At 73.5% G+C, this 13,110-nt stretch carries 12 protein-coding genes; 5 read left to right on the top strand and 7 right to left on the bottom strand.

The genetic code is table 11. From position 1 onward, the window contains the following. Positions 1-11: 11 nt before the first annotated feature. The 3 genes from ACZ49J_RS40950 to ACZ49J_RS40940 all read right to left on the bottom strand — a co-directional run bounded on the left by ACZ49J_RS40950 (position 12) and on the right by ACZ49J_RS40940 (position 3,450). Positions 12-890, bottom strand: a complete 879-nt coding sequence (locus ACZ49J_RS40950; RefSeq protein ID WP_467456185.1) for a hypothetical protein — start codon at positions 888-890, stop codon at positions 12-14. A 172-nt stretch (positions 891-1,062) separates the two neighbouring features. After that, positions 1,063-2,589: a hypothetical protein gene (locus tag ACZ49J_RS40945; RefSeq protein WP_467456187.1), complete on the bottom strand. Its 1,527-nt coding sequence runs from the start codon at positions 2,587-2,589 to the stop codon at positions 1,063-1,065. Between the two features lie 156 nt (positions 2,590-2,745). Then, positions 2,746-3,450 carry a GntR family transcriptional regulator gene (locus ACZ49J_RS40940; protein WP_467456189.1) on the bottom strand — a complete coding sequence of 235 codons (705 nt, stop codon included), beginning with the start codon at positions 3,448-3,450 and terminating at the stop codon, positions 2,746-2,748. A 183-nt stretch (positions 3,451-3,633) separates the two neighbouring features. On the opposite strand from ACZ49J_RS40940, the gene ACZ49J_RS40935 reads away from it, so the two are divergent. The 5 genes from ACZ49J_RS40935 to ACZ49J_RS40915 are packed head-to-tail and all read left to right on the top strand — an operon-like array spanning position 3,634 to position 8,127. Beyond that, positions 3,634-4,953, top strand: a complete 1,320-nt coding sequence (locus ACZ49J_RS40935) for an MFS transporter (RefSeq protein WP_467456190.1) — start codon at positions 3,634-3,636, stop codon at positions 4,951-4,953. Between the two features lie 38 nt (positions 4,954-4,991). Next, positions 4,992-5,834, top strand: coding sequence for a putative hydro-lyase (locus tag ACZ49J_RS40930; RefSeq protein ID WP_467456264.1), 843 nt, complete (start codon positions 4,992-4,994; stop codon positions 5,832-5,834). A 57-nt stretch (positions 5,835-5,891) separates the two neighbouring features. Then, positions 5,892-6,650, top strand: a complete 759-nt coding sequence (locus tag ACZ49J_RS40925; RefSeq protein ID WP_467456192.1) for a LamB/YcsF family protein — start codon at positions 5,892-5,894, stop codon at positions 6,648-6,650. Then, a complete protein-coding gene (gene pxpB, locus ACZ49J_RS40920; RefSeq protein WP_467456193.1) occupies positions 6,647-7,258 on the top strand; it encodes a 5-oxoprolinase subunit PxpB in 612 nt (203 codons plus the stop codon). Before ACZ49J_RS40925 ends, pxpB begins: the two co-directional genes overlap by 4 nt. Continuing rightward, complete coding sequence (locus tag ACZ49J_RS40915; protein WP_467456194.1) at positions 7,255-8,127, top strand: 5-oxoprolinase subunit C family protein; 873 nt, start codon at positions 7,255-7,257, stop codon at positions 8,125-8,127. The genes pxpB and ACZ49J_RS40915 overlap by 4 nt, the downstream gene beginning before the upstream one ends. A 28-nt stretch (positions 8,128-8,155) precedes the next feature. Here the strand turns inward: ACZ49J_RS40915 and ACZ49J_RS40910 are convergent, their stop codons facing one another. The 4 genes from ACZ49J_RS40910 to ACZ49J_RS40895 all read right to left on the bottom strand — a co-directional run bounded on the left by ACZ49J_RS40910 (position 8,156) and on the right by ACZ49J_RS40895 (position 12,920). After that, positions 8,156-9,001, bottom strand: coding sequence for an SGNH/GDSL hydrolase family protein (locus ACZ49J_RS40910; RefSeq protein ID WP_467456195.1), 846 nt, complete (start codon positions 8,999-9,001; stop codon positions 8,156-8,158). Then, positions 8,998-10,167 (bottom strand): glycosyltransferase, encoded by a 1,170-nt coding sequence (locus ACZ49J_RS40905; protein WP_467456196.1) that lies wholly within the window; start codon positions 10,165-10,167, stop codon positions 8,998-9,000. The genes ACZ49J_RS40910 and ACZ49J_RS40905 overlap by 4 nt, the downstream gene beginning before the upstream one ends. After that, entirely contained in the window at positions 10,164-11,288 is a 1,125-nt protein-coding gene (locus ACZ49J_RS40900) for a glycosyltransferase family 4 protein (RefSeq protein ID WP_467456198.1), read from the bottom strand. The genes ACZ49J_RS40905 and ACZ49J_RS40900 overlap by 4 nt, the downstream gene beginning before the upstream one ends. A 213-nt stretch (positions 11,289-11,501) precedes the next feature. Then, positions 11,502-12,920 (bottom strand): HEAT repeat domain-containing protein, encoded by a 1,419-nt coding sequence (locus tag ACZ49J_RS40895; RefSeq protein WP_467456199.1) that lies wholly within the window; start codon positions 12,918-12,920, stop codon positions 11,502-11,504. Positions 12,921-13,110: the final 190 nt, after the last annotated feature.

Below are 13,110 nucleotides of genomic sequence, written 5' to 3'. Positions count from 1 at the left end.
GGTCAGAACGGTCAGGAGTGGAACGGCAGCCCGGCGTCGGCCACCAGCTCCAGGTCGTCGGTGTCCTCGGCGGGCAGCAGCGTGGCCGTGCCGTCGGTCACCGGGACGACGCCCAGCTCCAGCAGCTCGGCCATGGCGGCGCTGCCCGCCATGTCGCGCACCTGGAGCTGGTAGCGGGCGGTGGTCCGGTACGTCCCGCCGTTGTCGTCACCGGTCCGCTGCAGGAACCCGGAGTCGGTGAGGAAGGCGACCGCCTTGCCGACGATGCCGGTGGTCGAACCCACCAGTCTGCGCGCGTCCTTCGTGGCACCGGTGGCGCTGCGCCTGACCCAGATACGCCAAGCGGCCTCCAGCCCCGGCGCGTCCGTGGCCGGGTCGGTGTTCTCGCCCTGCTCCTCGGCCCGCTCCTCCAGCCGCCGGCAGGCCTGCCGTACGAAGGCGTCGACCCCGTTGACCGACACGCGTCCGATGTACCCGTCGTCGGCCAGGTCCTCCGGGCGCGGGAACGCCAGGGCGGCTACCGCGAGATGGGCCAGCCCGTGCAGGAACCGGTCCCCCGAGTCGGCCGAGGTACGACGCGCGTAGTCCCCCATCCGGACGGCGAACACGGAGTCCTCGGCCGCCGTGACGGCCATCCCCGCACGTGGGGACACCTCCAGCACGACGAGCCCCAGGCCGGCGGCCACGGCATCGGCGAGCCGCGCGAACGGCGGGTCCTCGCGGTACCGGCGCAGCAACTCGCCGTACTCCTGGTCACGGGCGGGCTGCAGCTTGGGCTGCAGCCCGAACGCCACGAGCCGCGCCGCGTCGGCGGCGTCGGCGGGGGTGACGGCGGCGGACGCCGGCGCGGCGGCGGCTTCCGGCTCACTCCACTCGACGTGCTCGGTCACGGTTGGGGCTCCTTGGTCTGAAGTACCTGACATGGGGTGGTGAGGGAGCGCGCCCCGCAGGGGGCGCGAGGAACTGCGCGAGCAACCACGGACGACCCGAAGCCAAGAAACGACCCGCACTCTCCCGGCTCTCTCAGCGGAGCGCTCACGCCGCGCTTTCTCAGCGGAGCGCTCACGCCGCCTCCGTTCGATCCGCCGCCATCCCCGCCGCGTCCAGCAGGGCCGTCCCCACGATCAGATCCGCGCCCCCGAACTCCGGATCGTCCAGCTCGGTCCCGTCGTCCACGGCGAACAGCAACTTCTCCTCACCCTGCCGGTAGGCGGTCCCGACCGGCGGACTGGCCGCGTGCACCGCCAACAGCGCGACGAGGTAAGGCAGTTCGGGATCGCTGCGGCGGGCTTCGGCGAGAAGCCCCGACAACCGGCGCGGCGCGTCCGCGGGCAGGTCGAGCAGCTCCATGGCGGCGGCCAGTTGCTCCTCGCTGAACCGGCTGTCGTCCGGCGTGGCGATGAGGTCCGGCTCCGGCATCTCCGCACCGAGGTGCTCCCGCTCGACCGGCGGGGTCAGCAACAGGTCGACGAGGTCCGCGACGCGCACGGAGGCCCGCGTACGGAATCCCGTGCCGCGCCTGAAGAAGGCGTCCGTGACGCGGACCGCCTGCTCCAGCGGGAGCGGGAGCACGGGCGCCAGCAGATGCCCGTACAGGTCTGTCCCCGACGTGGCCAGCGGCGTGGCGAAGGCCTGCCGGTCCTGTTCGGCGCGGAAGAGCGGGCCGGCTTCCAGCAGCCGGGACTGCAACTGCGTGTGACGGCGGATGCAGTCCTTGACGATGTCGACGAGCTCCGCGGCACGCCGCTTGTGCTCGGGGTCCTCGGACTCGTCGCGGGCCTTGCGGATGTTGGTGAGGATCGCGTTCTCGTGGCGGTAGCGGTCGGCGACGTGGTCCAGCGCCTCGGCGATCATGTCGGGCACGGCCTGGAGCCAGTCCACCGCGCGTACGTTGCGCCGGGTGGCGTCCAGCGCCCTGCGCAGGCTTTCCGAGTACTGCACGGTGCGGTAGCGGGCCTGCTCGGCGGCCAGCTGGGCGTCGGCGAGGCGACCACGGCTGATGAGGACCTCCAGCTTGACCTCGGCGGCGATCTGCGCACTGGTGACGTCGGTGTCGAGGGCGCCCACGAGGACGTTGACGGCCTCGTCGGTCGTACGGAGGTAGACGCCGCCCCCGTAGCCGGGAACCTCTTCGATCAGCTTGAAGTCGTAGTCGCGGCGCACGTACGTGCCGTCGGGTGCGAAGGTGCCGTAAACGGCCCGGAAGCCGCGGTCGACGCTGCCGACGTTGATCAGGTTCTCCAGGACCCAGCGGGCGACGCGCTCGTGTTCGGCGACGGGGCGCCGCGGGGCCTGGGCAGCGATGCGCGGGATGAGACGGGCGACGATCTGGTCGTGGTCGGCGCCCGTGTCGAAGTCCATGTTCAGCGTGACCAGGTCGATGGCCGCGAGGGCGACCTCCGCCATGCCGTACACCGAGTACTCACCGGCGAGGTTGGCCTTGCGCGCGTCGAGGTCGTGCAGTGGCGCGGTGCAGGCGAGCGCGCGCAGGCGCCGCGCCAGCCCCTCGTCGGCGGCCGGGCCCAGGGCGGGGCGCGGCCCCGCGCTGAGCTGGGGCGGAGCAGTGTCCGTCGATGCGGGTGAAGTCACGCTGGACAGATTAGGTCCTGGGTCTGACATCCACCCAAACGATGGCGCTCCGCTGGGAGAGCCGCGTACTAGGGGGTTTGTCTCCCGGGTGCGGGTCGTCCGTGGTTGCTCGCGCAGTTCCCCGCACCCCTTTCAAGGGCACCCCCGAACCCGTGTTCAGCCGATTCCTTGCGCCCCGTCCGCGACCCTCCGCCCGTACACCTCGACCAGCCCCTTGAGCGAGTCCGAGAGGTAGGCCTCCAGCAGCTTCTCCGCCTCGTCGCGCTCGCCCGCCTCGAGGGTCCGCAGGATCCGCTGGTTGCGTGCCAGGTACGGCTCGTGGAGGCGGCGTGGGTCGTCCACGACGTGGAAGGCCAGCCGGAGTTCGGCGAAGACGCTGCGCATCAGTTCGTCGGTGCGCTCGCTGCCCGCGAGGGCGACCAGCTCCTGGTGGAAGTGGATGTTGGCGGTGCCCACGCCTTTCCAGTCACCTTCGCGCGCCGCACGCTGCCCTTCCGCGACGGCCCCGGCCGGCCCGTCCACGGCGTACGGCGGCTCGCCGAGACCACGGACGACGGCGCACTCGACAAGGCTCCGGACGCGGTAGATGTCCTCGACGTCCTCGACGGTCAGCACCCGGACGAAGACGCCGCGGTTGAGCTCGTGCACGAGCAGCCGTTCGTGGGTGAGCAGGCGGAAGGCCTCGCGGAGCGTGTTGCGGGAGACGCCGAGCGCGCCGCCGATGCTGTCCTCGGACAGCCGTGTCCCCGGCGGGAAGAAGCCCTCGGCGATACGGCTCCGGAGGATGTCCGAGACCCGCTCGGCGGTGCTGGTGCGGCCCAACAGCGCTCGGTCGTCGGCCAGTCCCGTCAGTTCTGCCATGCCCCGAATTCAATCGCAGATACAAGAACGAAACAACATGGGTATTGAAGGATCGTTCAACGATCCCCTACCTTGCTGGGAACGCACTCGACGGGCGCCGGCCGCACCACCCCTGCTCCCGTCGCTCCCGCACGGCTCGGCTCCACTCCTCACGCACCCTCCGTCCCTCACTGCGAGGTGCCCATGAGCACGACTCCTCCCCCTCAGGCCCTGACCGGCGACACCCAGTCGACATCGGGTGAAATCACTGCGGATGACGGCGCGTTCGCCTGGCTGCGAGCGCTCGGTCCGCGCGGCCGCCGCGCCTTCGCGGGCGCGTTCGGCGGCTACGCCCTCGACTCGTACGACTACTTCACGCTGCCGCTGAGCATGGTGGCGCTCGCGGCCTACTTCGGCCTGGACAGCGGCCAGACGGGCCTGTTCACCACGGTCACCCTGGTCGTCTCGGCGATCGGCGGGGCAGCCGCGGGGGTGCTCGCGGACCGGATCGGCCGGGTGAAGGCGCTGATGATCACCGTGGCCACGTACGCGGTGTTCACGGTGGCCTGCGGCTTCGCGCCCAACTACGAGACCCTGCTGGTCTTCCGGGCCCTCCAGGGGCTCGGCTTCGGCGGTGAGTGGGCGGTCGGCGCGATCCTGGTCGCCGAGTACGCGAGCGCCAAGCACCGTGGGCGGACGCTCGGAGCGATCCAGAGTTCCTGGGCGGTCGGCTGGGGGCTGGCGGTCATCGTCTACACGCTGGTGTTCCAGTTCCTCGACGACGACGTCGCCTGGCGCGTGATGTTCTGGACCGGCGCGCTGCCCGCGCTGCTCGTCGTGTGGGTGCGGCGCCAGGTCAAGGACGCTCCCGAGGCGAAGGCCGCGCGGGAGAGGAGCAGCGAGAAGGGCTCGTTCAAAGCGATCTTCAAACCGGGTACGGGCGGGGAGCCGGGGCTGCTGCGCACCACGGTCTTCGCCGTGCTGCTGTCCACCGGTGTCCAGGGCGGTTACTACACGCTGGCCACCTGGGTCCCCACGTACCTGAAGAGCGAGCGCGAACTGTCCGTCGTCGGCACCGGCGGCTACCTGACGTTCCTGATCTCCGGGGCCTTCATCGGCTACCTCACGGGCGGCTACCTCACCGACCGGCTGGGCCGCCGGCGCAACATCTGGCTCTTCGCCGTCCTGTCGGCGCTGTGCATCCTGGCGTACGCGAACATCCCCAGCGGCGCCAACACCTTGCTCCTGGTGCTCGGTTTCCCGCTCGGGTTCTGCATGTCGGCGATCTTCAGTGGCTTCGGCTCGTTCCTGAGCGAGCTGTACCCGTCGGCCGTGCGCGGTACCGGGCAGGGCTTCACGTACAACACCGGCCGCGCCGTGGGCGCCGTCTTCCCCACCACGGTGGGCTTCCTGGCGGACAGCTGGGGCGTGGGCGGCGCGCTGGTCTTCGGCGCGATCGGCTACGGCCTGGCGGCACTGGCGCTGCTCGGGCTTCCGGAGACGCGCGGAAAGGAGCTCGTGTGAACCGCACCGCCACAGCCCAGGACCGCCCCACGGCCCCGATCGAACAGGGCCACCCCACCGCCCTCGCCGAGCAGGACCGCCCCCTGACCCTCGTCGACGAGCACGCGCACGCGTGGACCCCCGGCGAGGCGCGCGCCCGGTTCCGCTCGGGCGTGTCGGGCCCCACCGCCGGGGTCGCCGCCGGGCACACCCAGGCGAACCTGATCTCGGTGCCCGCCGACTGGGCCTACGACATGCTGCTGTTCTGCCAGCGCAACCCCAAGCCGTGCCCGGTGCTCGACGTCACGGATGCCGGTTCCTGGACGACTCCGCTGGCGGATGGCGCGGACCTGCGCACCGATCTGCCGCGCTACCGCGTGTGGGAGCACGGTGAGCTCGTTGCCGAACCCACGGACGTGGTGGACGTGTGGCGCGACGACCTGGTGTCGTTCCTGATCGGCTGCAGCTTCACCTTCGAGTGGGCGCTGACGAAGGCAGGCGTCCCCATGCGCCACATCGACCAGGGCCGCAACGTCTCCATGTACGTGACCAGCCGCGAGTGCCGCCCGGCGGGACGGCTGCGTGGCCCCATGGTGGTGTCGATGCGGCCCGTGCCACCGGAGCACCTGGCGACCGCGATCCGCGAGAGCAGCCTGCTCCCGGCCGTGCACGGCAGCCCGGTGCACTGCGGCGAGGCGTCGGGCCTGGGCATCGCGGACCTGGCCCGCCCGGACTTCGGTGATCCGGTGGACGCCGAGCCGGGCGACATCCCGGTGTTCTGGGCCTGCGGGGTGACGCCCCAGGCGGCGGTGATGGCCTCGCGTCCGCCCTTCGCCCTCACCCACGCGCCGGGCCAGATGTTCCTCACCGACGCCCGCGACGAGCAGTACCGCGTGGCCTGATCAGTACCGCGTGGCCTGATACTCAAGGCCGGACACACGGAGTCAGAACGGAACCCCATGACCTCGATCGACCTGAACGCCGACCTCGGCGAGGGCTTCGGCCGCTGGCGGCTCACCGACGACGAAGGGCTCCTGTCCACCGTCACCAGTGCCAACGTCGCGTGCGGCTTCCACGCCGGGGACGCGGCCACCATGCGGCGGGTGTGCGAACTGGCGGCCGAGCGCGGCGTACGGATCGGCGCGCAGGTCTCGTACCGCGACCTGGCCGGGTTCGGGCGGCGCTCGATGGACGTTCCGCCCGGCGAGCTGGCAGCCGAAGTGGCGTACCAGATCGGTGCGTTGGAGGTCTTCGCGCGGGCGGCGGGCGTGCGCGTGGCGTACGTGAAGCCGCACGGCGCGCTCTACAACCGCGTCGTGCACGACGAGGAGCAGGCAGGTGCGGTGGTCGAGGGCGTCCGGCTCGCGGACGTCGCCCTGCCCGTGCTGGGGCTGCCCGGCTCGCGCTTCCTCAAGCTGGCCGAGCAGGCCGGGCAGCCGGTGGTCACCGAGGCGTTCGCGGACCGCGCGTACACCGACGAGGGCACGCTGGTGCCGCGTGGTCAGGAGGGTGCCGTGATCACCGACGCTGACGCGGTGGTCGAGCGGTCGGTGGGCCTGGCGCGCGACGGGGTGGTCACGTCCCGCTCCGGGGAGCGCGTCATGGTCCGCGCCCGCTCGCTGTGTCTGCACGGCGACACTCCGGGCGCGGTGGAGCTCGCCCGCCGGGTCCGGGGCGCGCTGGAGTCCGCCGGCGTGCGCGTGGAGGCGTTCGTATGAGGGCGCTTCCGGTCGGGGACCGCGCGCTCCTGATCGAGGTGGGGACGGGTCAGGAGGCACAGGCCCTGCACGCCGAGTTGCTGCGCCGCCGTGCCGCGGGTGACCTGACGGTGGCCGAGATCGTCCCGGCGGCCCGCACGGTCCTCCTGGACGGTCTGGACGCCCCGTCCCGCCTCGCCGAGCGGCTCGCCTCCTGGGAGGTGCCGCCCGTGCCCCCGCGCGCGGAGGACGTGGTGGAGATCCCCGTGCGGTACGACGGACCCGATCTGGCGGAGGTCGCGGCGCACTGGGACATGGACGAGGCCGAGGTCGTCCGCACCCACTCCGCGGCCGAGTTCCGGGTCGCGTTCTGCGGGTTCGCCCCGGGCTTCGGCTACCTCACGGGCCTGCCCCGCCAGGTGCCGCGCCGGGCGACGCCCCGGACCGCCGTGCCGGCGGGATCGGTCGCCCTGGCGGGGCCGTACACGGGCGTGTACCCGCGCTCCTCCCCCGGCGGCTGGCAGCTGATCGGTACGACGGACGCGGTGCTGTGGGACCACGCGCGCGTGCCGGCGGCTCTGCTGTCACCGGGTACACGGGTCCGCTTCGTCCCGGTGGGGGCGCCGTGACGGACCGTGCCCTCGCCGTCGTGCGTGCCGGGGCCCTCACCACCGTGCAGGACCAGGGGCGGCCCGGCCACGCCCACCTCGGGGTGCCGCGCTCGGGAGCGCTGGACGCGCCCGCCGCCGCACTGGTCAACCGTCTCGTGGGCAACGCCCCGGAGGCGGCCGTTCTGGAGACCACCCTCAACGGGTGTGCCGTACGGCCGCGTTCGACGGTCACCGTGGCCGTCGGCGGCGCCCCGTGCGCGATCACCGTGGACGGGCGCCCGGCGGCCTGGGGCACCGCACTGCGGGTCCCCGGAGGGGCACTGCTCGACCTCGGGCCCGCCCGCTCAGGAGTACGCAGCTACCTCGCCGTCTCCGGTGGCGTGGCCGTGGAGCCGGTGCTCGGCAGCCGCTCGACGGACCTGCTGTCGGGGCTGGGCCCCGCTCCGCTGACCGACGGCACGGTGCTGCCTCTGGGGCCACCGACGTCGGCGCACGCGCGTGTGGACGTCGTTCCGCACCGGGCGCCGCCCACCGAACTCGTCCTGCGCGTGACGCTGGGCCCGCGCGACGACTGGTTCACGGCGGCGGCCGTCCGGGCGTTCACCACGCGCGCGTACACGGTGTCCACCGCGAGCAACCGCATCGGCCTGCGCACGGAGGGGCCCGCGCTGGAGCGGGCGGTCCCGGGCGAACTCCCCAGTGAGGGCATGGTCCTGGGCGCCGTGCAGGTCCCGCCGGACGGCCGTCCGGTCGTGTTCCTCGCCGACCATCCGACCACCGGCGGCTACCCGGTGATCGCGGTCGTCCACCCGGCGGACCTGCCCACGGCGGCCCAGGCGGCGCCGGGCACACCGGTGCGCTTCGTCGCCGTACGCCGGCGGGGCTGAGGCACGCCGACGGAGCTGAGGTACCCGGTCACGCCGCCCCCTGCCGTTCCCCCACCGTCAGCGCGGCCAGCGCCGAGGCCACCGCGTGGGAGGCACCGATGTCCAGCCGGGCGCTGGTGCCGCGGGCCTTGTGGCGGATCTCGGCCGCGGCGAGGGTGAGGAGCTGCGGCAGGAGGTCGGTGCACCGCCGGGCGACCCAGCCGGTGCCCTTCGTGGCCAGCCACCACAGGCCGGCCGACCGGGTGGGCTCGGGGAACTCGGGATGGGGAGACGGGGCGGCCCCTTTCGCGATGCCCGCCCCGGCGAGCGTCGCGTGGAAGCGGAGGGCGAGCTGCCGGTGCCCGCGCTCCCCCGGGTGGAGCCGGTCCACGCTCCACAGGGCGCGGTCCGTCAGCCACTCGCCCTCGGACGCGTGCAGATGAACGGCCTCGTACCGCTCGGACAGGGCGTGGACCACGGCGTTGACCGCGCGCTGCCGCCGGGCGAGCGGGCGGGCCAGGGCGCCGGGCAGGCCGAGCATCGCCCCGGGGTCGGGCAGACAGGCGGTGAGCAGGGCGGCGCCCTGGGCGCGGAAGGCCGCGTACACCTCGTCGAGGCGGGCGGCGACGGCGTGGATGTCGAAGGTGCAGCGCAGGGTGTCGTTGACGCCGATGACGACGGAGACCACGTCCGGCCGCAGGGCCAGCGCGGCGGGGGTCTGCCGCTCCAGGACGTCGCGTGTCTGCGAGCCACTGACCGCGAGGTTGGTGAAGTCCACGTCCGGGCCGAGCCCCTCGGCGAGGAGCGCGGCCCAGCCGCGCCGGCTCGCCCCGACGGGGTCCCCGATGCCCTCGGTCAGCGAGTCGCCGAGGGCCACGAACCGCAGGGGTCTCATCCCGCGCCCTCCCGGACCGGGTCGGCACCCTCCCGAAGGGGCCACCGCACGGCGGCGTCGTGGGCCGCGAGGAACGCCTCGACCGCGGTCGTCCACCCGAAACACTCGGCACGCGCGCGTGCCACCTCCCGGCGCTCGTGCTCCGGGCGCGTCAGGAGCGTCTCCACGGCGTCGGCGAACGACTCCCCGCTGTCGGCGGCCGTCGCCCCGGCCGGCCCGACGACCTCGGGGAGCGCGGACGAGGCGCTGGCCACCACGGGCGTGCCGCAGGCCATCGCCTCCAGCGCCGCCAGCCCGAACGTCTCCGCGGGCCCGGGAGCCAGGCACACGTCGGCGGAGGCCTGCAGGGCGCCCAGCGTCTCCCGGTCGGCCACGTGCCCGAGGAAGGTCACAGGGAGCCCCCGCGCCCGCTGTTCGAGGCGGCTGCGCAGCGGCCCGTCCCCGGCGACGACCAGGACGGCCCGCCGCCCGCGCCGCAGCAGCGCCTCCAGCGCTTCGAGCCCCGTACCGGGCCGCTTCTCGACGGACAGCCGGGAGCACATCACCAGCAGCACGTCCCCGGCGCCCGCGTGCCGGGCCCGCAACCCCGGGTCCCGCAGCGTGGGGTGCCGTCCCACCAGGTCGACGCCCAGCGGGGCCCGTACGACGTTGCGCGCCCCGATCCGCACGAACTCGCGCTCGGCGAACTCGGTGGTGCACACGACCTTCGCGTAGGTGTGGGCGGTACGGACGTTGAGGGCGTCGGAGGCGCGACGGGCCATCCCCTCGGACAGGCCCCAGGTCCGCAGCACCCCCTCGGCGGTCTCGTGGGAGACCATCACGGCGGGGACCCTGGCCCTGCGGGCCCACTTGCCCGTCCACCGCAGGGTGGTGCGGTCGGAGACCTCCAGGCGGTCCGGTGCGAGCGACTCCAGGAGCGCGGCCACGCGCCGCTTGTCCGCGAGGACGCGGTAGCCGCCGGTGCCGGGCAGCAGCGGACCGGGCAGGGTGATGACGCGCCCCTGCTCGGTCTCGCGGTCGGTGTGGCGTTCGCCGGGCACGACGAGGACGGGTTCATGCCCGGCCCGTTGGAAGCCCTTGCCCAGTTCGCGCAGGGCGGTGCGCAGGCCGCCCGAGGCCGGGGCGACGAAATTCGCCAGCCGGACGATGCGCAGCGACTCACTCATGCCGCCACCACCGTCCGTGCGGACAGCACGTCGGCGTAGTGCCCGATCAGTTCGTCACCGATGGCCTCCCAGGTGCGGTCCTCGACCATCGCCCGTCCCGCCGCGCCGTACCCGGCGCGCAGCACGGGATCGGCTGCCAGGACCTCCACGGCGTTCCGTACGGCGGCGGCGTCACGCGGCGGGACCAGCAGGCCGGTCCGCCCGTGCGCCACGAGGTCCAGCGGGCCGCCGGCGGCCGGAGCGACGACGGGCACGCCGCTCGCCATGGCCTCCTGGACGGTCTGGCAGAAGGTCTCGAAGGGCCCGGTGTGCGCGAAGACGTCCAGCGAGGCGAAGATCCGGGCGAGGTCGTGGCCGGTGCGACGGCCCAGGAAGGCCGCGCCGGGCAGGGCATCGCGCAGGCCGGGCTCGCTGGGTCCGTCGCCCACGACGACGACCCGGACGCCGTCGAGGCCGCACACCCCGGCCAGCAGCTCCACCTGCTTCTCCGGGGCGAGCCGGCCGACGTAACCGACGATCACCTCGCCGTTCGGCGCCAGTTCGCGGCGCAGGACCTCGTCACGGTGGTCGGGGCGGAAGCGGAGGGTGTCCACGCCGCGCGCCCACAGCTTGACCCGGGGCACTCCGTGCGCCTCCAGGTCGTTCAGGGCCACGCTGGACGGGGCGAGGGTGAGGTCGGCGGCGGCGTGCACCGAGCGGATGCGCCGCCAGGCGGCATTCTCACCCGCGTGCACGTAGGTGCGGGCGTATCCCGCGAGGTCGGTCTGGTAGACGGCCACGGCGGGGATGCCGAGCCGGGCGGCGGCGGCCATGCCGCGGACGCCGAGGACGAAGGGGCCGGCCAGGTGGACCAGGTCGGCGCGGTGCTCGGTGATCGCCGCGGCGACGCGTCGGCTGGGGAGGGCGACGCGGACCTGGGGGTAGCCCGGGAGCGGTAGGGAGGGGACGCGGACGACGGGGCACGGCGCCAGGGCGTCGGCCTCGGTGCCCGCGGCGGTGGCCGGGGCCACGACGAGCGGGGCGTGACCGCGCGCGGCGAGGTGCCGAGCGGTCTGCAGGGCGCAGTGGGCCACGCCGTTCACATCGGGGGGAAAGGACTCGGTCACGATGACGACACGCATACCCGTGTTGTCCTCGGGCTGGACGTGGCCGCGTCAACGTGGATCTTTCCGGGCGGGGAACGACGCGTGAGCGTTACGCACCGCTCCCCTCCGGCTCCACGCGCCTTTCCCCCAGGTCACCCGCCGTTCATACAGTTGTTCAAACGTTCACGCGGTCGTGCTCGTCGTCGGTGGGGCGAGGGTGCACCCAGCCTGTCCTCACATGGCTGGGTTTCACGCGGCGGGGGTGTCCGGTCCGATCCGGCTGCGTACGGCTGTCTGGACCTCGGCCTCCTCGGCGGGGTCGGCGGCGAGCCGGCGGAGCTGCTCGACGACGCGTACGTCTCCGGTCTCCGCGTGCCGGGCGGCGATCTCGCGGGTGGACTCCTCGCAGTCCCACAGGCACTCGACGGCGAAGCCGGACGGGAAGGAGGGATCGGTCGCGGCGAGGGCGCGGGCGGCTCGGCCCCGGAGGTGGGAGGAGGCGGTCTCGCGGTAGATGTGGCGCAGCACGGGCGCCGCGCACACGATGCCGAGCCGCCCGGTGCCGTCCACGAGGGTCCACAACGTGGGAGCGTCGGGTCCTTCGCCGCGCACGGCCTCGCGGAGGGCCCCGAGGACCAGGTCGCTGTCCTGGGTGCCGCCCCGGCAGGCGAGGGCGCGTCCGGCGGCGGCGCCGAGCGCGTCGGGCCGGTGCACCCAGCGCCGCGCGCGGTCGACGGCGGCGAGACTGCGCATCCGCTCGAAGGCGTCGACGGCGGCGTCCACGACGGCCGCGGACCCGTCGGCCACCGCGTCCTCGATCAGGTCGAGGACGTCGGGATCGTTGCTGTCGGCGAGGTAGCGCAGTGCGGTGCAGCGGGCGCCGTCACTGCCGGAGCGGGCCGCCTCGATGATCTCGGGGCGGTCCTCGGGGCCTGCCACGGCCGCGAGACAACGGGCGGCCGGTACATGGAGCACGGCGCCGCGCTCGATGCCCTGCTGGGCCCACTCGAAGACCGCCTGCACGCTCCATCCCGGACGGGGGCCCGATGGCCGCATCTGGCGCTGCCATCGGTCGAAGCAGCCGGTTTCCTGGGCGGCGCGCACGCGGGTGGCGATCGATGCGCGGGAGTCCTCGGCCCACAGCCGCCAGGGCCGTGGTTCGAAGGCGTCGCGGACGGCGGCGGCGAGTTCGGCCTCGCCCTCGGGATCGGTGGCGAAGCGCGCCAGCACGGGTGCGGCAAGGGCACGCAGACCGGCGTCGTCGTCCCTGAGGGCGAGTTCGTCGAGGGCCCAGGTCCAGTTGGTGCCCGAGGCGGCGTACCTGCGCAACAGGGCGAGCGCGTCCCGCCTGCCGTAGGAGGCGAGGTGGCCGAGGACCGCGAGGGCGAGTCCGGTGCGTGACTCGCAGGTGTCGAGCACGTCCTCGGCGTCGAAGAGGTGCCGCTCGATCTCGTCCAGCTCGCCGTTCAGATCGAGGTAGAGACGGGCGTAGTACAGGGAGCGGTTCTCCACCTGCCAGTCGTGGCGGGGGTCGCTCAGCACACAGTGGTTCAGCGCCGCGAGCGCTTCGGCCCGCGGGGCGGTGAGCGCGTGCAACGTACCGTCGCCGCGGCCCCGCTGGAGCAGGCCGAGCAGCGTACCGCTGGGCGCTATGACCGGTTCGAACATGGGAAACAGCCTCACATCAAGCGTCGACGCAACCGGGAATCCGCGTTACCTGGCCGCGTGACAACACGTCGGAGCGCCCGCCGTCTCTTGCTTGCTGAAGACCATCTTCCTCTGCCTCTCGTCGGTGGCCCATGCGGACCGCATCACGGCCCACGCGGTGCGGCAACACCTGCCCAGCCATCGTGTCCGT

Source organism: Streptomyces sp. NPDC030840 (genome assembly GCF_055572015.1).
The sequence above is the reverse complement of the archived record's forward strand: the minus strand, read 5'-3'. Positions and strand labels throughout refer to the sequence as shown.